Here is a 19,908-nt window from a genome sequence, read left to right on the forward strand (position 1 = left end):
GGTCGTTTTTAATCGTCAAAAAATTCGATGACTCCGATGGTGCCATTTCCTCGGAAAAGAATGCGATAATTTTTATAGGATAATCCATCCTCATACATCCGGGCATAGACTTTCACGGCATGCTCAAAGGAATCCTTATTGATCCCCAAATAATCGGCGCATTCCCAAACGGTAGAGAAACGTTCTTTATAACAGTCAATGATGTCCTGCGGCGATACCACCAAAGTTGCTCCGACATCACGGGCTTTTTGTTCTTGTTTGCGTTTTTCCTTGGTATCCTGGGGGGTAATATCACCGGAACTAGTCAAGTAGTGGGCGATCTCCTCCGCGACTGTATCGGTCAATTCTTCAGAGGTTTGGCGTGGATTCAGATAGACATGGTTGTCGATATACAATCCTTTTTGACCATCTGGCATAGCTGGATCAAAAATATAATTGATTCCTGGAAAATGAGCCATTAATTTTTCTGCTTTATCCATCCAATCAATCCTTCTTTGCGTGTTTCTGCTTAATAAAATCAATATAGTTCAAAATATCTTCCATTTGTTCCTCAGTCACTTCATCATCAATATGAGCCGCGACAGTCATCTGTTTGGTGGAAAAAGAAGACTTTTGTTCTCGTCCGTGCAAGTAATCTAAAGTCACATTAAAAAAATCAGCGATCCTATTTTGCATCTCTATATCGGGCGTTCGTTTTCCTTGTTCATAGGAAGCGTAAGTCGTTTTAGCGATCCCTAATTCTTTAGCCATGTCCATCTGAGTTAGGTGAGGTGTTCTTTTTCTTAATTTTTTTAATTGTTGTGCAAACATAGTCCCACTCCCTTCTTCCCTATAGTACCACGAAATGTCGTAGATTTTCTATAAAAAACAGACGATATGTCGACAAAATGATTTACATAGTACGCGTAATGTATTACCATTAATCTACAAAAAAGAATTTTACGTCGGTTCAGAGAAAATTTAGTATTAAAAATAATTTACTATTTCTCTGATACTTCAAGTAATAGTTATTTTAAGGAGGAAAGACCATGGAAAAATGGAAGAAGGATTATTTAAAAGGCATTTTGCAGGATTATCCTAAAATGGAAGATTATTATTTAGAAAGAAAAGAAAAACTGCTTTTCCATAGTAAAGAGACCCATCAACACTCAAATAAAGGGATCAAAGATAAAAAGCTGTTGATTTCTATCTCTTTAGACCGTCAGCTGATTAATTTAGAGCGAAACCAAAAGATCATTTCAATGTGTTTAGAGACGGCAACTGAAGAAACAAGAGAAATCATCGAACGCTTGTATATGTCCAATAAGCAAAAAGGAACGCTCGACTTAGTCGCAGATCAAGTCTTTTTAAGCAAGCGGCAAGTGATTCGCTTGCGTGATGCCTTTTTCGAAGAGCTAGCTGAACATCTAGGAATTTGATGTCTTTTTTTTGGCAACAAATCGAACATAAGTTCGTATATAGTTTAGATAGATCAAACAGGAAGGGATGAAATGTATGAAGAAACGAAGGCATAAGTAATCGCTTGAGGTAAGTAGGAAGCAGTAATTTTAAGGGTTCGGAAGGATTTTTGGTAGACAGTTTTTCTATTTTCAGGTGTTAAATGGCGCGTTTTCAGTGTGGATAGAGAATTTCGAAATCACGTATAGATTCAATTGTTCTTCTGAATGATCAAGAAGTAATGAACAAGAAAACAGAATAATTTTAGGAAAGCTGGTGAAGCATGGATGATTTTATTTCAACGTTTCTCAATAATCCTGAAAGCATCGGATTTCCAGTGCTTTTTGTCTTTCTCTTAGTATGGGTGATGAAACAAAACAATGCGCGAGAAGAACGCTATTTACAAACGATCGACGAGTTGACGGAATCACTCAAGCAAGTAGAGAGAATTGAGACAACGGTCAATCATATTAATGAGAGGATAGGAGAACATGGATAAGGTTTTGACACATATTTTGGCGACAGGAGTTAGTTTTTCACCAATCATGATGATTATCACGGAAGCTGTAAAGCAGACACGCTTATTGGAGACACGCTATTTGCCGATTGTATCGCTAGCATTGGGAGCGACTTTGGGCGTGGCTATGGCATTTCTTTTTAATCAATCAATAGGAGAATTGGCATTAGGTGGACTGGTTGCAGGAGGTATGGCATGTGGGCTGTATGACGCGACCAATAAGTATAGTTTGAGAAGTGAAGAGAGATTATGAGCGTTGATATCGATAGGGCAATTGGAGCTATGAATGAATTAATGGAAAAAAAGGTTACTTATTCTATGGAAGGAAGTCGAGTTGGTATAGATGGAACAGCAGATTGCTCAGGAGCAATTTATAGTTCTTTGCGAAAAGCTGGTGCTAGTGATGCTGGTTGGATATTAAATACGGATTCTATGCACGAGTGGCTTGTTCAAAATGATTTTAGCTGTATTGCTCAAAATACGACATGGAATATGAAGCGCGGCGATGTGATAATTTTTGGTCTTAAAGGCTCTTCAGGTGGAGCAGCAGGACATATAGTTATGGCCATAGATGAAAAAAAAGTAATCCATTGCAACTATAACGCAAACGGTATTTCGCTAAATAGTGAAACTGAGATGCCATACACAATGGGATGGTATGTTTATCGATTGGAAATTAAAAATTTACCATTTGCAAATTCAGCTACTTCAGATAGCAGCAATGGTATCGCCATTGATAACATTAATTTTAGCCAAGCTCAAATGATGGTTTCATGGTTACAAAACAGGTATTCAGGAATATTATTGCGTGAACAAGTTCAGTCAAAGAGACAAAGAGATAACCGTTTTACATTGGTAATAATTGTAAACAGTGCCTGGAAAAGCGACCATACAATTAATCGCATGAAGCAAGAATTAGCAACTTTCTGTCCGGAATATATGCAAGAAAATATTGCGATTGTTGATGGAGATAAAGAATGGAACAGGATTGAAGCACGCAATTTAACTCAGAAACAATCAGATAAGATGCTCCCTCATATGCGTAGTTTTTTGAAAGATATTTTGTTATCGGATCAAGTTTATGGAGAAGAGAATAGCTATGGCTCGTGGGATGTCAGAATTCGTGGCGAAGGTTTTACTAATGAGGATATTCGGATTGTATTAAGGGAGATTCAAGTGGAAGGAAATAAGGTAAATATCCCTAGCGATCATATAAAAACTTTTAAGTATTAAACAAATTTATATAAGAAAAGAGGAGTTATTATGGAAAATACAGAAAAAACACAAGCGTTAAAAGCAGGTTTTACAGAAGAACAATTCGAGCAAATTATGACCATTCCTAAAGTTTCTTCTGAGGAGATGCAAACTTTAACCGTAACGCGTGCAGCTATGACGAGTGACCAAACAAAAGTAGTGAACAAAGCAAAAGAGCAATTAGGAAAACCTTATGTTTGGGGAGCTTCAGGACCAGGATCATTTGACTGCGGTGGTTTAGTCAAATATGTTTATAAACAAGCAGTAAATATTGAACTTCCCATGGGAACATTTAACCAAGAAACATATGGAAAAGAAGCCAGTTTAGGTTCTCTGCTTCCAGGTGATTTACTATTTTATGGGACTCGAGGAAATACTTATCATGTAGGTATCTACATTGGAAGTAACCAGATGATCCATGCACCTCAACCAGGGCAAAACGTGACAACTGTAGATATTAAATATTTCTATCCAAGTTTTGCGCGAAGATTACTAAGTGATGCACCAGTATTGAAACAGATGGAATTTACTGAAATTGGCAGAACAGTCATGATCAATCAAATTGAAAAAGAGATCGATACTTTGCCTTGGGGGAAAAAAGGATATGGAAAATTAGGTACTACAAAATCCATTCAAGGTAAAGTAGTTCAATTAACACAAGAAACAGGTTCCTACGCGTATACGCCAGATCTAAAAGGTTGGGTAGACAAAAAAGGAATGGTAGAAGTCGTAAAGACTAATTGTTCAGGTAAAATTGAAAATGGAGGCTATCAAATCAATCCTCTTCCTTGGTTTAACGGTGTGCCAGTTCTTGGGTATACCAAAGATTATATAGGAAAACAAGTAGTTGTATCTGCGAGAAATGGTTCCTATTATTATGTTGCATCATTAGGATGGATTGACAAAAAAGCATTCAATCAAAGTTTAATTAATCAGGTGGATTCTGTAGAAAATAGTAATACGATTACTACTAAAAAACTTGTAGTGACTGAAATTGAAAAAAATGCAGTTATCAATACTACTGAAAAAGAGATTGATACTTTGCCATGGGGACAAAAAGGATATGTAAAACTGGGAACAACCAAATCAATGTCGGGTAAAGCTATCAAACTTACACAGGATTCAGGATCTTATGTGTTCAGTCCAGATTTGAAAGGCTGGGTTGATAAAAAAGGGTTAACAATTAAGTAATATAAAAAAGAGAGGACTGAATTTCACTAATGTTAAAGTGAGATGCAGTCCTCTTTTAAAAGAATCATTGTTAAAATAAGATTTAACTTTTTTCCGCCGCAACAATCAGCATCATTGGCCGCCGCATTTCGTCTTTCATCCCTGGGATGTCCATCATATTTTCAGAGGGCATCGGCTCAACGATGCGCTTGATTTGAAAGCCATTGGTTAACAGATTATCCAAATAACTGGTCAGCGTGCGATGGTATTTTGTCACATCGCTGCCGAGAAAATGCGCAGTTCGCTGTCCTCCGTAAAAATAATTATCGACAGGGAAATGCAGGATAGTACCGTTTTCATCATAAACCCAATCTTGTGAACCTTCAGCAGTAAAGATTGGATGCTCGACTGAAAAAACTAATTGTCCGCTTGGGACTAACCATTTCGCAATGTTTTTTGTGAGCTTTTCAAAATTGGCAATATAATGAATCGCTAGTGAGCTGATCACAACATCAAAACTTTCCGGTTCAAAGGTGACTTCATCAATACTGGCATGAAGATAAGTAATAGTATCGAAAGTATTCTTTTCACGAGCCACGGCGAGCATTTTTTCAGATAGATCTACGCCTACTACAGAGGCAGCCCCATGCTCAGCGGCATAAAGGCAATGCCATCCATAGCCGCAGCCAAGATCCAATACCCGCTTTCCTTCAAAATCAGGCAGCAGCGCTTTTAATGTCTGCCACTCACCGGCACCATCTAGTCCCTGCTGGCTGCGATTCATTTGGCTGTAGCTTTCAAAAAATTTCTCATTATCATAAATATTAGTCATCGTAATTCCTCCATGTAATTTTTAATGATCTTAAACTACATGGAGTCCATCTCTTTTGTGTGCAATCATTTTTTATTCCTCGCTTTCTAAATTTCGTTCATCCAATAAGTGCGGTCGATTGGTTCGACAAAAATCTCAAATTGGATGGACTCGCTTTCAATAATATGAGTAATCCCATGGACCAGCAAAAATTTCTCTGGTTCCTTCAATTGTAAGGTATCGCCCACCTGAGGGATCAAAGTAAGATCGATTGTCCGCTCTTCTTTGCGGGTGAGGATATTCTTTAAGTTGGCTTTATACATGTCCTTTCCTCCAATTGCACTGTGTGTCAACATACCTAGTTTAACACACAAAAGCTAGAGAAAAAGAAGGATTTCAATAGAAAGTAGGGTATTTTTAGGCGTCGATACTAAACAAAAAAAGACCGGCCCCAAAAGGCAACGGTCCGCAAGTGAAAAAACAAATTCTATAAAGGATGGGTAATACCCGCTTATAACTATAATTGGAAAAGGCTTTCTTTGCAACTTTTTTGCTCAAAAAAAGGCCGTCGCAGGGCAACGACGGCCGGAGTCCTGGGAAGGAACTCGGATAAACAAATGAACTACTGTAACCTTAACGGATTGGCAAAAGAGATACAAGAAAAATGCTCACAATAGAAAAAATAGTTTGGATTTTTAGACGTTCCTGTATGTAAGGATCTTTTCTTGTTTGGATCAGTAGAAAAAAGGTGATTTCGTTTCACAGTTTTCTTGTTTTCCTTTATACTTAAATAAAGGAGGCGGTTACAATGCTTGATAACTACAAAAATATTTTAGTAGCAATTGATGGGTCTGAGCATTCAGAACATGCTTTTGCTGAAGCAGTTGAAGCGGCTAAACGCCATGATGCTAAGTTGAATGTTATTTCAATCATTAATGACAGTGAACTCTCCACAAGCGCGTTTTCTTTCAGTAAAATTTACGCGGCAGAAAAAGAACAAGTTGAAAAAGAACTATTGAAAAAAGTACATGATGCGTCTCGCAAAGAATTTGAAAATATTGAACCATTTGTTGATTTAGGCAGTCCAAAGGAGAAAATCGTTGAATTTGCAAAGGACAATGATGTAGATATGATTTACCTTGGAGCTACGGGAAAAGGGGAAATCAGTTTATCACGCATAGGCTCTACTGCGGCGTATGTTGTGAACCATGCCCCATGTAGTGTGACGGTGATTCGATAATTGAAGTAAGGAGCGGATAGTATGATTGGTAGATATAAAAATATTATGGTGGCTGTTGACGGATCGGATCAGTCTGAGGGGGCTTTCTTTGAAGCAATCGGTGCGGCTCGACGAAATGAGGCCAAATTGTATGTTGTCCAAGTCATTGATGATTCCAGTATTTTAATGAGCAGTGCCCAGCCGATGGATGATATCCTGGCTGAAGAAACACAACGGGCAAAACAATACCTAGAGAAGCTGGCTGAACGGGGACGTTATCAAAATATGGAGCTCGTTCAATATATCGGAAATCCTAAAAAAGCGTTGACGGAAGAATTGCCGAAACAATATGGGATTGATTTAATTTATGTTGGAGCTACTGGTAAAGGTCGTTTCCAACGGTTACTAGTAGGATCTACCAGTGGGTATATCGTGAATCATGCACCTTGTAACGTAATGGTGGTAAGATAAAGAAGTTTTGGCGGATGTTTTAAATTCGCCAAAACTTTTTTTCTCGTCACAAGTATAGTCAATTGGTTACATTTTGGTCAAAAGACGTGTCACAATTCCAAGGATCAAAATACGAAAAATATTGTTTGTATAAGTGTAACCAGTTTTTTTAATTTCTTCGATAAATTTGTTTAAGCAAAAGACTTCGGGAGAAACGGAGAAGTGATTTTTTGAAACACTAAAGCCTATGATAAATGTTTCATGGTGAGTAAACACAGGCTGATTCCAAGCAATACGTGTCTCGAGTTCAGGAAAATCCTTTAGTATTTTTGGAATAAGTCTCGCAGTTTTTCTCGTTGTTTTACATTTTCAATTGTTTCTAAAAATTCTACCAAGTTTTCCATAGAGAGCCTCCTTTTTATCGAATTTTAACAAAATAGAAGATTAAACTGAATTAATTAGTTTGCTTTTCGACGGATTTTGATGATCCATTAACACCTGACTAAAGTAGTGCTGATGAAAATCCCCACGATCAGTGAACCAGCTCTGTAATAGAGGCTGCTGACTCAGTGTCTGTAGAAAAGGCGTGTTTGCCAGTTCGATATAACTGAGGGGATTTCCGCTTGTACGAGTCGTGATCATATACTCACGCCGCAGGTAGCATAAGGAGTAGAGCGCCTTTTCAGCTTGATTCAAGAAACTACGCTTCTGAAAAGGAAGCTCTAAGACCAATCCATTGATCAATTCCGCATAGCATTTTCCTTGAATCATCTCCTCCTCATAGACCTCCAGCGGGTTCAACCAAGCCCCGTTCTCCGGTGATTCCAAAGGGCACAGGATATAGTGCCAACTCACAAAAGGAACCTTATAAGAAGGAAACCCCTCGATCAGCTTAAAACAGCGCTGCGTCACCGAATAATCAAAAAAAGGATGCGAAGAATAAAAAATTCTCAAAGCTTCCATGGGACTGCCGCTAAAAAAAGAATGCTCATTCTCACGAATAATCACGGTTCCCAAGTCACAAGGAGCCGACAATAGCGCTGTAATCGATTTCAAATCAAGGTGATTAAAATCCGACGCATCCTCTAACAAATTCAACCAATCCACAGACATCCTCTTGTTGTACAAAACCCTTTCAAAATACTTTTCATTTGACATGTGCATCACTCCTCAATTCTTAATAGCTACAGTATATCTAAAAATAACTATTCAATTTCCTTAAATTATTTAAAGGATAACGCATCGGGAAACGTCTTACAGAAATTGACTTATGGAAACAATTGAAATCACATTTAATTTTCGTTCTAATTAGATGGAAAATCCGCCAATAATAGTTAATATTCATTGACTATGTTCGTTATTTATTTTAAAATTTAAGTTTCTTGTGAAAAAAGAAAAATGACGTTTTCTAACGAACAATGAGGAAGAAATAAGGAGTTAAAGGACAAAGAAAAACCATCAGAGAAGGATTCTATTTGATGGTTGGAATTGATTTTGTTGTTTGTAAGACAAAGTGGAAAAGTAAGGAAATCACTTTTAATTATCAATTATTCATTTTACTTGTTTTAAATAAAAACAGGAAAAATGACAAATAATCAGAATAAAATATCTCATGTCGGCTTATCATTAGCTTTTCATTACAAATTATAGGATATTATAAAAAGAATTGCAATAATAATTTAAAAGTTATTCTTCTTTTTTTGATTTTTTAGATTAGTTAATAGTGGAATTCATCTAGAAAGTTTAATGAAAAGTAATAATTGCAATGACCGTCAGATATACTCGTCAAACTAGATAGAAAGAGTGGTTATTTTATGAACAGCCGATCAAGAAAAGGTGACAATATCTACTATAGGAAGGATGGAAGATGGGAAGGACGATATAAAACTGGTAGAAAGAGTAACGGCAGGCTTAAGTATGGTTACGTGTATGGAAAAACCTACTCTGATGTCAGAGAAAAGCTGTTCCCGTTAAAGCAGCAGTCGGAAAGAATGATCGAACTATATGGAAAAAGTTTGATAACTTATCACGAATGGATTGTCCAATGGAAAAAGGATGTTCAAAGAACAATTAAGGCATCAACGTACTCAGATTACTGCTACAAACTCTCTCGGTACCTTCTTCCAAAATTAGGAGAGCTGCCGTTGTATCAATTATCAGCAGAGCGAATCCAGGAAGTTATTGATTTATTCGTTGAAAAAGGACTTTCACCGAATAGCATTCAAATAATTATTTGTTTATTACGGAAGACACTCAATGATGCGAAAAAATACGGGATTGTATATAAAAATCCTTGTGAGAATGTTCAATTACCAAAAAAAAATATACAGAAAGTTCGTGCATTGACGATTGAACAACAAAGAACTCTAATAGAAGCGATAGAGGATTCGAAAGAAGATAAAGCACAGGCTGTAACATTGTCGTTAAATACTGGAATGCGGATTGGTGAGGTTGCAGCACTAAAATGGGAAAATGTCGATTTTGCAAGAGGGATTATTTCAGTCAATAAAACATGCAATCGAATACAAGATGTTCTAGGCCGAAAGACAATAGTGAACTATGACTCGGTAAAAAGCGATGCTTCTCAAAGAATCATTCCTATGAATCAAAAAGTTCAACAATTACTAGAGAGGTTGAAAGAAAAAAATACAAGTGAATTTGTATTCTCAATAGGCAGTAAAGGATGTGAACCACGTGTATTAACTTATCATTTCCATCAAATTAGGAAACGAGCAAATCTTGAAGGCATCCATTTTCATCAACTACGTCATACATTCGCAGCTCGCTGCTTAGAAGCTAAAGTTGGAATTGCATCTGTCAGTGCATTACTGGGTCATTCCTCAACAAAAATGACACTTGATGTATATTCTGACTCAATGTTAGAAGAACGGACCATGGCTGTGTATGCTATTGAGAATCTTGCTGTTTGATTGAAAATTATTAAATTTAAAATAAAGCTTAATGAAAATAACTTAATTTTTCCCGATGGCATAGAATTTCTATGCCTTTTTAAAGTAAGCGCTAACATTAATTTACTTTTGGATAATACTAAAATAAATTGGTAGTTGATCATAATATTAAGAGAATATTAAGAATTACTCGTGAAAAAAATGCGCTTCTGTTATTTAATCAGGTGTTTTCAATTGGATAAAAATCGTCAATATAAGCCGTCAAAGGTATTTGTTAGCTTTGCTAAGCCTTTATTGAATTAGTACTTATTATTATTTAAAACAAGATAACTCGAATTTGACTCATCAAGTTAGTATAACATGCTATTCCATATTATTTTGTTACCTTTTGGTATCAATGAGGATTTCCTCTTGATATATAAATCTCGAAAAAAATCAAAAAAAGGAGAGAAAAAGAGATGAAGAAAAAATTATTAGCTGGATTATTAGCCAGTGCAAGCGTATTAGGTGTTTGCATGGCAGGAGGGACTGCGTTAGCTGGTGAAACAGACACTGTTACTACAGATGCTGGAATTGGGTTTACAGACTACAACCCAGGTACAAGCGGAGATGACCTAGAAATCAAGTGGGCACCAGGTAATTTGGATTTCGGTAGTGCTAACAAGGTGAATTCAAGTGCGACAGTATACAACGAAGATTCAGCTGCAAAAAAATATGTGGTTGTAAATGACAAGCGTACAGAAAGTAATTCAGACAAATGGGAATTGAATGTTTCTCTAAGTGAGCTTATGAGTGGTAGTGCACAATTAACTGGTGCTACGCTAGAATTCGGTGCTGCTACACAAGCTTACCAAGGAACTGCTGCACCAGAATCACCAGGTTCAATTGTTGAGCCAACTGCTGCTCATACGGCTACAGTGCCTAGTGCAACGCAAACTTTAGAACAAGGTGGAACTGCAAAGAAAGTTATGGAAGATAACGGATCATCAACTTCATCTTATAAAGGGACTACTGCTTTAGAGATGGACGGAATCAAAATGAACGTTCCAGCTGGCGTTGCAAAAGAAGGTAGACAATATTCAGGGACTCTGACTTGGTCTCTGGATGACACACTTTAAAAAAAGTAAGAGAAAGAGGAGCAGGAGGCATCTCCTCTCCCCTTTTTTATTGGAGGAGGGCGTCATGATGGAATGGGAAAAAGGGAAAAAAGTAAGTCTTGTCTTTCTTTTTTTATGGATGAGTTTCTTTTTCCCAATTGCTGGACAGGCTGAGGAAGCAACACAAAATCCTGCGGGTTTCACTGTGGAGAGTGTGATTCCCGATAATCAAGTCGATAAAACAAGGACATATTATTACTTAAAAGTTGCACCCTCAAAAAAACAAACGATTCGAGCAAAGGTTATCAGTACCCAAAAAGACCCAGTAACAGTAGATATTAACGTCCATGATGCTGTTAGTAGTTCTGTTGGTGCGATTGATTATGCAAAAAAGAATCCAAAATTAGATGAAAGTTTAAATGATCCAATTACTGATTTAGTCAAAGTAAAAAACAATCTAAAAAAAGTAACTGTCCAAAACTTTGAAGAAAAAACTATTGAGTATGAAATCAATGCACCAAAAGAAAGATTTTCTGGAGTTAAGTTGGGTTCTTTAAGATTTGTTCGAATGCCAGATCAAAAAGAGAAGACTAAAAACGGGTTGTCATCAGAATATGCGCGAGTAATTGCTTTGATGTTGACGGAAGATGAAAGTACCTTTAATAGTGGAGCCGATCTACAGGTAAGAAAGGTTCAGTTAGCTTTATCCAATGGTCGAAAAGCAATCAGCGCAAACATTCAAAATGATCAACCAAAGGTGGCACAAGATTTAACTCTAAAAGGTAATGTAGTAAAAAAAGGGGAAAAGAAAATTATAGCCAAGCGTGAGATAGAAAATTTCTCTGTAGCACCTAATTCGAATTTCAATTTCGAAATTCTATTAGGCTTGGATCGTTTCGCACCAGGCACTTACATTTTTAAAGGGGAAGCCAAGGGTAAGGAGAAAACTTGGAGCTGGAAGAAGGAGTTTAAGGTAGGAAATAAACATGCCAGCAAAGTGAATGAAAAAACAGTTTATCGAATTCACATTCCCAAATGGGTACCATTTGGAGGCGCAGGGTTGATTCTTTCGATGATAGGGTTGATTGCGTATTTGGTTCGTCGTCAGCGGCAATGGCTGAAAGGGAGTAATTAATATGAAGAAAATCATCTTTCTTTTATGTTTGATTATCGTCAGTTCATTTCCGATTTCAGCGCAGGGAGCAGAGGCTTACTTTCCAGTTGGGATAGGTTTTGCTAAAGAATCAGTTAAGCGAGAAGCTGATCCGCCAATCAATGTGCCGACTGAAACAAGATACATCGCTTCAGGGAATACGTTTCGCAGCAGAAGACTGCCTCAGACAGGAGATAGTCATACGCATGGAGTGCAGTTCTTAGGTTTGTTATGTTTATGTTCCTGTTTTTGGGGATTTCTAGTTACTCAACTGAGAGAGGAGGAAGAGAATGAATAAATTCAGTAAAATTTTATTTTTTGGTGGTTTATTCCTTTTTCTTTTTCCAACGAGCTTAGTAACAGCTGAGCCTTTGAAAGAGTCTTCTACAAATGAATCCACTCTTGGTTCAGTGTCGGAGGATCTATTGCTGAAGAATGATCAAACGGTAGAGTTAACACGTTCATCACAAGAAGAGAGTACTGATACTTCAAGTGATCTAATTGAATCTAAAGATACTCTGGATCCTATTATTGAAGGAAGTCAAGCTTCTGAAATACAAAACCAAACTGCGGAATCGATAGTTACTCAAGCAGAAAGTGATGTATTAATAGAAGGCTTACCAGGAGATGCTTCTTATGATATTGATAAAAATTTTGCAGATGCAATAAGAAGAGACCTGAAGGCCGCACCTCGACCGATGACAAGAACGTTTATGAAGAGTATCACTAGTTTAGATGTTAGTAATCAAAATCTTTCTAGTCTAAAGGGCATTGAACTTGCAACAGCTTTATGGCATTTGTTTTGTCAGGACAACCAGTTAACAAGTTTGGATATAAGTAAGAATCAGAGACTAGGAACTTTGGAGTGTCAGAACAATCAATTAACTAGTTTGGATATAAGCCAGAATTCTATAAATTATCTCACTTGCAGCAACAATCAAATAACGAGTTTTGGAGAGGGCCCACTTCCAGCTTCCACAGGCAGGTTGATATGTGATAGAAACCAGTTGACCAGTTTAGATACAAGCAAATGTAGAGCTCTGGCGATATTGATATGTGGTAGTAATCCTTTGACCAGTATCGATCTGAACCAGTGTGTTGGTCTAACGGAATTTGATTGCTCAAATCTCCCTCAATTAGACATTCTAAATCTAAGAGACTGTAAAAATTTAGAAAAACTAAATTGCAGCAATAACCAATTACAAACATTGAGTGCTGATTTTTTTTTAATTCCCAACTTAAAAGAGCTTTATTGTTCTAATAATCAATTGACCAACTTGGATGTCAGCCGATTTACTGGACTGCAGAAACTTGAATGTCAGAATAATCAATTGAGTCAATTGACTAATAGTGGAAATAAAAAATTAGTCTCCCTCAATATCAATAACAATAATATGACTGACCTTAACATGAGCGATTATGAACAGCTAGAAACACTTAACTGTAGCAACAATCAATTGACTAAATTAAATCTAACAAAATGTATCGCACTCAGCGAATTAGATTGTAGTTCAAATCAGCTAGCTGATTTAACTCTGAGTTCAAGCAAAAATCTGACAAAACTGGATTGTAGTAATAATCAGCTAAAGGATATTACTAGCGCAAATGGACTGAACCTGTTAACTACTTTAAATGCTAAAAGTCAAGCCGTCACAGCACCAAGACCGTTCATCACTGAAGGGAAAGCGACAATCGATGTTTTACGTACGACAGCTCAAACAGGACTAACTTCGACAAACGGAACAATTTCTCCAACACCTGTCTTTAATTACAGTGGCGATAAAATTTTGTTGTCAAATCTTACCACTGCTTCACTAGTTGGGAAGCGTATTAATTTTTTTTACAATGGCAGCAAGCTGTCTGAAGGGGCTTCATCGGGAACTAAATCTTTTGATGGAACGATTTCTTTTTACGATATTAGTGAACTAAGCAGTGAACTAAAGCCGAGCCAGCGGAAAATCCATTCAGGTCAAATGGTTGAATGGACATGGAAGATTAAAAGTTTGGCACCAATCAAAGCACAAGATGTGCGAGCAACATTGAATTTACCTGCTGGATTAAAAATTGATCAAACAAGTATCAAAAAGAATGGTGTTGCGGCAAGCATGAGTGATATTGATGGGACTAACAATTTAGGTGTGTTAAATGAGGGGAGCAGCATTACCTTTACATTTAAGACTACAGCAACAGGTCGTGTTGATGATCAATTGAAGGCAAACGGGCGAGTGGAATGGAAAGATGAAACAAATGCTGGTCCATATGTCAAAGAAACAATTAATGAGATTCAAATTTTTGATGATCAGCAATCTTATACACCAAAAGATGATAAAAACCTAGCTCTAGTTTCTACACCATTGTATTTCAATTATGGAATACAAGACATATATTCCACGACAAGGACGCATTCTCTTGACTCAACACGCTATCAGACAAATACGAATGTCGAAACAAAGGGTTTTTATACCCGAATGAAGGATGACCGCCCAACAAGTACCGGATGGAAGTTAACGGCACAACTATCTGACTTCACTGACATTTATGGACGAAAAATGCCGAATAGCGCAGGGGCTTCTGTAAACTTCAATAATCTGTCTATCGAACGAATCATTAATCGCGATACTTCACAAGAAACAATCGATCCTCTTCAGCCTGGAAGACCGAGTACAGTGGAAAAAAATGCGACGTTGATAGTCGGCCAATCTGCCAAAATATTAATCTCAGCAAAAACAGGAGAAGGTCAAGGAACTTGGCAACTGCGAATGCCTTTCAGCCAGATTACATTGAGGTTACCAGCGAATGCTGGAGAAAAAAGTACTGTTTATAATGCGAAATTAACTTGGTCGTTAAACGATACACCATAGTGAAGGGAGAAATATTCAATGACGATTCCATTATGGCTTGGTGTTTTTTGTGCAACCGCAGTGATAAGTCTAGTCACTTTTTTGATGTTTTTTATTAAGGATAGTCAACTTCGAATAAAGTATGGGAAAAAGTCGACAATTTTATTAGCAGATTGCGGCTTGCTGTTCATTATGCTGTTAGCAATTGCTGGGGCAATTTTTCTATATCTTGATTGGCAAGCCCAGTTGAATTACTTTTTATCAAAATAATATGATTGGAGGGGTGAAAGAAGCTCCTTCAATCATTAATGAAGGTGGTTAATGCTATGAGTCCAATTTTAATTTTGACAAAAAATTTATTAGTGGAACAAACTTTACAAGAACAACTGCAATACCTTAGCTATGAGATATTTTGCTCAGTTGAACTGCTCAACCGTTTAAAGGTAAGTGATCATTATGATGAAGGAAAAAACAATGATTTAAAACTACTGTTCAAAAATTTTCAAGCTATCATTTTAAGCGAGACAATTTCAGATAATGATATACAAGTCTTAATTCCCCTTATCCAAGCAGATAACCGAGTACTATTTCGCAAATTGAACAGTAAACCTTCTAAGAAAGAAGAAGAACAAATCACAAAGATGGGAATCGACGGCTGGATTATTGCGGACCATTCAATTGATTATTTAAGGGAACAGATGGCAGAAAAACTATCGGTGAATCAAAGAGAAGAGCAAAATATTGTTTTTTTATATCCTAATCAAAGAGAGTCGGAGAATTTCGTCTGGCTTAAGAACAGCTTATCTAATAAGGAGAGATCAGTGTTTGACTGTTTAATTCTAGCCGAGGGTGCGGTGGTTACACGAGAAGAGTTATGTACTTGTTTGTGGAATGATGTTCCCAATAATTCACATCTATCTCAGATTTCCGTACTTATAAAACGAATCAAGTTAAAATTAGAGCAAGCTGGTTATGATCCAGAAATACTTAAAACGGTTTGGGGTAGCGGTTATCTTTTATCCACTAAAAGCATTACACATGAATACTTAGAAAAAGTGAGATGACCGAGCAAAATGTCATCTCTTTTTTTATCACACTAGACAGTCGATCTTGAAGTATACTAATTATCGATTGAAAGCATGTAAGCGCCGAACCACTGAGTACCTACAATCAAAAACCACCTCCGACTATACTGACAATACAAGTACAAATCGGAGGTGGTTGCTTTATGAAAGAAAAGCAAGAGGTCGTCGCCATTAAGCTTGAAGGTCAGCCGCAAGGAAAACGCGCAATTCCCGCTAAGATAGGAATAAAAATTAAGGCGGAAACGCATGATATTTTTATCTACAATGGCGCTAGTCAATATCTTGTGCAGACGATATTGAAGGAGCTGATGGCTCATGATACTTGATTATCAAAAAGTCGCTCATATTTTTATTGTTTGCGGAAAAACAGATCTAAGGAAAGGAATCGATGGCTTGGCTGCCATCGTCCAGTATGAGTACAATCTGGATGTTTACGATGATGCTCTTTTCTTATTTTGTGGCGGCAGACGAGATCGTTTTAAAATGTTGTATTACGAAAAAGATGGTTTCCTTCTTTTATACAAGCGCTTGGATCAAGGACAACTTCGTTGGCCGAGATCAAAAAAAGAAATTCGTTGCCTTACGCACCAACAGATTCGATGGTTATTAGAAGGATTAAGCATTGATCAGCCAAAAGCAATTTCTGTTGGGAAACGTGGTATTTTCTAATTTAAAGAAACAAAGGAGAATCAGCAAGAAACCTTGATTTCATGCGATTTCTCCTTCTTTTTGTATCTGGTTAATGGTATAATAATAACAGAATATATATTTTGAAAGTGGTGCATTTACTTGTTAAGTCAAGCAAATGATAAAAACGGAAAAAACGAAACCACCACACAATTAATCGCTATGCTTCATGAGCAAATGCGTACAATTCAAGAACAATCAAAAGTAATTGACACACTGACTGGAGAAGTACAATTACTCAGAGAACAAATTACTTACTTAACCAATAAACTTTATGGAAAATCCAAGGAATCCTTGCCAGAACAACTCTCTGGTCAGATAAGCTTGGATCTATTTGATGTACCTACAACTCCGCCGCCTCTTACAGAAGAGATCACCATCAAAGCTCATCAACGAAAAAAAGGACTGAAAGCAAAGAAACTGGCGAATTTCCCAACAAAAGAAATTCATCATGAGTTGACAGAAGATGATCGTCTTTGCGCTCACTGCGGAACCTTGATGATTGATATGGGAACGAAAAAAGTTCGAGATGAAATTTCCTTCCATCAAGCACGAATCGAAACGCTTCAGCATGTCCAACACAGTTATTGTTGTAAAGTGTGTGAACAAACAGGAGAAACTTCTCTAAAAAAAACGTCTGTTCCAAAGCCGCTTCTCCAAAATAGCTTGGCTTCATCAAGCGTAGTGGCCGAAACGATTCGCTTAAAAGGTGCCTGCCTATCGGCAGGAAGAGTATTGGCAACAATTAGGCTTGGATATTTCACGAGATAATATCTCGAACTGGCATATTCGAGTGAGCCAAGACTACTTGTCTCTTATAGTCGAACGATTTCATCAGGAATTATCAAAGAGGGACATTGCTTACGCAGACGAGACGACCTATCGAGTGCTGGAGAGCAATAAGACAAGCACCTATTATTGGATCTTTAGTAGCTCTCTTCAAGAAAAAAATCCAGTCGCAATTTATCATCATAGTGAAACTCGCAGCAAGGAAATTCCCAAAGATTTCTTGAAATTGTATGGGGGATACCTTCATTGTTATGGTTACACTGGTTATGATGACCTTCCCAACATTTTCACCGTTCGGTGTTGGGCTCAAGTTCGCAGGAAATTCTATGAGGCTATGCCCAAAGCTCAAGGCGAGACAGAACATCCAGCTGCTCATGTCCTGGCAGTCTTTAAGACTTGTTTCCAAAAAGAGCAAGACTGGAAAAACCTGCCCACAGAGGTGCGCCTTCAGAAAAGAAAAGAAGAATTAAGACCATTGCTCAACCAACTTTTTTCTTATATCGCAACAATTCCAGCTGTTCCAAAATCGAAATTAGATAAAGCAATTCAGTACATGGGGAAACATCGAATCTCGATGGAGCGGGTATTTGAAGATGGTCGTCTGGAGTTAACGAACAATCAAAGTGAGCGATTGGTCAAGGAATTGGTGATGTGTAGAAAAAATCAATTATTTTCTACTAGTTTGAGTGGCGCACAGACATCAGGAGATATCCTAAGTGTCATAAAAACGGCTGAACTTAATGGTCTCAACAGTACAAAGTATCTTCAGTACCTATTTGAGGAGCTGCCAAATTTGCCGGTTCTTACCGCTGATCTTTTAGATGAGTACCTTCCTTGGGCAGTAGGTGTTCAAGAAAAGTGTAAATAATCGAAAAAAAAACGATTCTCGCCTGATTGTAGAATAACAATCGGGCTAAAAGTCGTCTAGGTACTCTGTGTTTCGACGCTTACCTTCAAATTCATTGCAGCAAACACTAGCATCGTATGCGTCGCGACTTTTTCCAAGCCTCGATACTTGGTCCAACGCATCCCATGCTTCTCTTTTGCATCTGCAAATATTCGCTCGATCGTTTCTTTTCTCTTTTTGTAAATCTCTTTATTCAAATCTGTCAGGCGAAGCTGCTCAATTTCATCCATCAAATTCGCCCAAACGTGTCGTGTGATCACTTTTTGATGATTTTTACTTTTCGTGCAGCTTCTTAGCAACGGGCAACTTATGCATTTTTTCGGATTTGATTTGTATTCTCGATATCCCTCTCGGTTGACTGTAGAAAATTTTAACATTTGATCGTTAGGACAAAGATAGCAATCGTGAAACTCATCATAGACAAATTCTTTTTTGGCAACAACCCTTTCTTTCCTTTCGGGCGTGAGTAGGGTAAAATTGGCCGAAGTTTCCAGTGCGTCAAAAAGTGAACAAACTTCGGAGTCTTATAACCGGCATCCGCAATCACTCGTTTGATTTCTGGAAAAAGTCTCTTCGATTGTTTGACGAGTTGGAACGCGACTTGACTGTCATGGATATTTCCGGGAGTCACGATCGTGCTAAGAACAAATCCGTTGTCATCGCAGGATGTATGGGCAGAATAAGCAAACTGTTTTTCTCGTTCGCCTTTGACATAGTAGCCACTTTCTGGATCGGCCTTACTTATTTTTCTTTCTTTCAGCTCCACTTCCTTTTCTAAGTCCAAAGTAAAAGGGCGTTTTCCTGCTTCGATTCGTTGACGATTGATTTCATCTTCTAATTCATCTTGATAGGCCTTCGCTTCGTCATGAGTCATTTCCTTCGTGAACTTATGTTTATTGGCATTGGCTTTGATGTGCGTCGAATCAAGGTATAAGTTATCTTCTGTCACAAAGCCTGCTTTGACTGCTTGTCCCAAAATATAAGCAAAAATGTCTTCAAACAACGTGGTTTCTCGAAACCGCCGGACATAATTTTTACCAAAAGTGGAAAAATGCGGGATGTCTTCTTCGAAGGAAAATCCCAAAAACCAACGATAAGCGATATTAGTATCCACTTCCTTAATTGTTTGTCGCATGGAGCGAATCCCAAAGAGGTATTGGATAAACACTAATTTGATAAGAATAACGGGGTCAATGCTTGGTCGTCCTAGAGTTGAATAAGACTCTTCAACAATTGGATAAATGAACTCAAAATCAATCGCCGCATCAATCTTTCGAACAAGGTGATTATGAGGGACCAGATCATCAATCGTGAGCATCGCGAATTGGTTTCTACCATTCGTATTGTTTTTGGACATCATAAACTATCCCTCCTGTATTCGGTTTCATAAATCCATTATAAAAGAAAAAACTGTAGACAGCATCCATAAAATGGACTTTGTCTACAGTCTGAGGCAATAGAAATATATTTCTATTGCCTTTAAATCAACGTTTAGAAAATTAAAAAAAAATTTATTGCTAGAAGAAGGAGGGAGATAAGATTCAGCAGAGCGCTTGAAAATATTTTTTGCTAAGGAAGTCAAA

The 19,908-nt window shown here is 37.5% G+C and carries 24 protein-coding genes and 1 pseudogene; 18 read left to right on the forward strand and 7 right to left on the reverse strand.

All coding sequences use genetic code 11. The features are described 5' to 3' along the window. Positions 1-8: 8 nt before the first annotated feature. Both IGI50_RS15810 and IGI50_RS15815 read right to left on the reverse strand, forming a co-directional pair. A complete protein-coding gene (locus tag IGI50_RS15810; RefSeq protein ID WP_438777640.1) occupies positions 9-479 on the reverse strand; it encodes an ImmA/IrrE family metallo-endopeptidase in 471 nt (156 codons plus the stop codon). A gap of 4 nt (positions 480-483) precedes the next feature. Then, positions 484-810 (reverse strand): helix-turn-helix domain-containing protein, encoded by a 327-nt coding sequence (locus IGI50_RS15815; protein WP_438777641.1) that lies wholly within the window; start codon positions 808-810, stop codon positions 484-486. Between the two features lie 218 nt (positions 811-1,028). Here IGI50_RS15815 and IGI50_RS15820 point away from each other — a divergent pair, with 218 nt between their 5' ends. From IGI50_RS15820 to IGI50_RS15840, 5 genes are all read left to right on the forward strand, one after another. Then, positions 1,029-1,418, forward strand: a complete 390-nt coding sequence (locus tag IGI50_RS15820) for a transcriptional regulator (protein WP_438777642.1) — start codon at positions 1,029-1,031, stop codon at positions 1,416-1,418. Positions 1,419-1,720: 302 nt separating this feature from the next. Further along, complete coding sequence (locus IGI50_RS15825) at positions 1,721-1,936, forward strand: BhlA/UviB family holin-like peptide (protein WP_438777643.1); 216 nt, start codon at positions 1,721-1,723, stop codon at positions 1,934-1,936. Further along, positions 1,929-2,207 (forward strand): holin, encoded by a 279-nt coding sequence (locus IGI50_RS15830; RefSeq protein WP_438777644.1) that lies wholly within the window; start codon positions 1,929-1,931, stop codon positions 2,205-2,207. Before IGI50_RS15825 ends, IGI50_RS15830 begins: the two co-directional genes overlap by 8 nt. Continuing rightward, the gene (locus IGI50_RS15835) at positions 2,204-3,187 is read left to right on the forward strand and encodes a peptidoglycan amidohydrolase family protein (RefSeq protein WP_438777645.1); all 984 of its coding nucleotides are present in this window, start codon (positions 2,204-2,206) and stop codon (positions 3,185-3,187) included. The genes IGI50_RS15830 and IGI50_RS15835 overlap by 4 nt, the downstream gene beginning before the upstream one ends. Positions 3,188-3,217: 30 nt before the next feature. After that, positions 3,218-4,399 (forward strand): C40 family peptidase, encoded by a 1,182-nt coding sequence (locus IGI50_RS15840; RefSeq protein WP_438777646.1) that lies wholly within the window; start codon positions 3,218-3,220, stop codon positions 4,397-4,399. An 82-nt stretch (positions 4,400-4,481) separates the two neighbouring features. Here IGI50_RS15840 and IGI50_RS15845 read toward each other — a convergent pair whose 3' ends face one another. Then, a complete protein-coding gene (locus IGI50_RS15845) occupies positions 4,482-5,210 on the reverse strand; it encodes a class I SAM-dependent methyltransferase (RefSeq protein ID WP_438777647.1) in 729 nt (242 codons plus the stop codon). Positions 5,211-5,296: 86 nt separating this feature from the next. Next, positions 5,297-5,512, reverse strand: coding sequence for a hypothetical protein (locus IGI50_RS15850; RefSeq protein ID WP_028020781.1), 216 nt, complete (start codon positions 5,510-5,512; stop codon positions 5,297-5,299). A gap of 485 nt (positions 5,513-5,997) precedes the next feature. On the opposite strand from IGI50_RS15850, the gene IGI50_RS15855 reads away from it, so the two are divergent. Then, on the forward strand, positions 5,998-6,429 hold the full coding sequence (locus IGI50_RS15855) for a universal stress protein (protein ID WP_438777648.1): 432 nt from the start codon (positions 5,998-6,000) through the stop codon (positions 6,427-6,429). A gap of 21 nt (positions 6,430-6,450) precedes the next feature. After that, entirely contained in the window at positions 6,451-6,879 is a 429-nt protein-coding gene (locus IGI50_RS15860) for a universal stress protein (protein ID WP_028020779.1), read from the forward strand. A gap of 66 nt (positions 6,880-6,945) precedes the next feature. On the opposite strand, the gene IGI50_RS15865 is transcribed toward IGI50_RS15860, so the two are convergent. Then, the gene (locus tag IGI50_RS15865; protein ID WP_438778428.1) at positions 6,946-7,194 is read right to left on the reverse strand and encodes a hypothetical protein; all 249 of its coding nucleotides are present in this window, start codon (positions 7,192-7,194) and stop codon (positions 6,946-6,948) included. Positions 7,195-7,302: 108 nt separating this feature from the next. Next, on the reverse strand, positions 7,303-8,016 hold the full coding sequence (locus tag IGI50_RS15870; RefSeq protein WP_438777649.1) for a hypothetical protein: 714 nt from the start codon (positions 8,014-8,016) through the stop codon (positions 7,303-7,305). A gap of 656 nt (positions 8,017-8,672) precedes the next feature. On the opposite strand from IGI50_RS15870, the gene IGI50_RS15875 reads away from it, so the two are divergent. The 11 genes from IGI50_RS15875 to tnpC all read left to right on the forward strand — a co-directional run bounded on the left by IGI50_RS15875 (position 8,673) and on the right by tnpC (position 18,286). Further along, positions 8,673-9,788, forward strand: coding sequence for a tyrosine-type recombinase/integrase (locus IGI50_RS15875; protein ID WP_438777650.1), 1,116 nt, complete (start codon positions 8,673-8,675; stop codon positions 9,786-9,788). A gap of 437 nt (positions 9,789-10,225) precedes the next feature. Then, positions 10,226-10,885 carry a WxL domain-containing protein gene (locus tag IGI50_RS15880; protein ID WP_438777651.1) on the forward strand — a complete coding sequence of 220 codons (660 nt, stop codon included), beginning with the start codon at positions 10,226-10,228 and terminating at the stop codon, positions 10,883-10,885. A 64-nt stretch (positions 10,886-10,949) separates the two neighbouring features. Continuing rightward, complete coding sequence (locus IGI50_RS15885; protein ID WP_438777652.1) at positions 10,950-11,999, forward strand: DUF916 and DUF3324 domain-containing protein; 1,050 nt, start codon at positions 10,950-10,952, stop codon at positions 11,997-11,999. Between the two features lies 1 nt (position 12,000). Continuing rightward, positions 12,001-12,315 carry an LPXTG cell wall anchor domain-containing protein gene (locus IGI50_RS15890; RefSeq protein WP_438777653.1) on the forward strand — a complete coding sequence of 105 codons (315 nt, stop codon included), beginning with the start codon at positions 12,001-12,003 and terminating at the stop codon, positions 12,313-12,315. After that, the gene (locus IGI50_RS15895; RefSeq protein WP_438777654.1) at positions 12,308-14,878 is read left to right on the forward strand and encodes a leucine-rich repeat domain-containing protein; all 2,571 of its coding nucleotides are present in this window, start codon (positions 12,308-12,310) and stop codon (positions 14,876-14,878) included. Before IGI50_RS15890 ends, IGI50_RS15895 begins: the two co-directional genes overlap by 8 nt. Before the next feature lie 18 nt (positions 14,879-14,896). After that, entirely contained in the window at positions 14,897-15,127 is a 231-nt protein-coding gene (locus tag IGI50_RS15900; protein ID WP_438777655.1) for a hypothetical protein, read from the forward strand. Positions 15,128-15,183: 56 nt separating this feature from the next. After that, entirely contained in the window at positions 15,184-15,921 is a 738-nt protein-coding gene (locus tag IGI50_RS15905; protein WP_438777657.1) for a winged helix-turn-helix domain-containing protein, read from the forward strand. Positions 15,922-16,085: 164 nt separating this feature from the next. Continuing rightward, positions 16,086-16,268 (forward strand): hypothetical protein, encoded by a 183-nt coding sequence (locus IGI50_RS15910; RefSeq protein WP_438777658.1) that lies wholly within the window; start codon positions 16,086-16,088, stop codon positions 16,266-16,268. Then, positions 16,258-16,611, forward strand: a complete 354-nt coding sequence (tnpB, locus tag IGI50_RS15915) for an IS66 family insertion sequence element accessory protein TnpB (protein WP_438777659.1) — start codon at positions 16,258-16,260, stop codon at positions 16,609-16,611. Before IGI50_RS15910 ends, tnpB begins: the two co-directional genes overlap by 11 nt. A gap of 120 nt (positions 16,612-16,731) precedes the next feature. Then, positions 16,732-17,400: an IS66 family transposase zinc-finger binding domain-containing protein gene (locus IGI50_RS15920; RefSeq protein WP_438777660.1), complete on the forward strand. Its 669-nt coding sequence runs from the start codon at positions 16,732-16,734 to the stop codon at positions 17,398-17,400. Further along, positions 17,339-18,286: an IS66 family transposase gene (tnpC, locus tag IGI50_RS15925; RefSeq protein WP_438777662.1), complete on the forward strand. Its 948-nt coding sequence runs from the start codon at positions 17,339-17,341 to the stop codon at positions 18,284-18,286. The genes IGI50_RS15920 and tnpC overlap by 62 nt, the downstream gene beginning before the upstream one ends. A gap of 56 nt (positions 18,287-18,342) precedes the next feature. On the opposite strand, the pseudogene IGI50_RS15930 reads toward tnpC, so the two are convergent. Beyond that, positions 18,343-19,685: pseudogene (locus tag IGI50_RS15930) on the reverse strand (IS1182 family transposase). Positions 19,686-19,908 lie beyond the last annotated feature (223 nt).

The organism is Enterococcus sp. DIV0170 (genome assembly GCF_051710765.1).
Lineage (GTDB): Bacteria > Bacillota > Bacilli > Lactobacillales > Enterococcaceae > Enterococcus_A > Enterococcus_A raffinosus.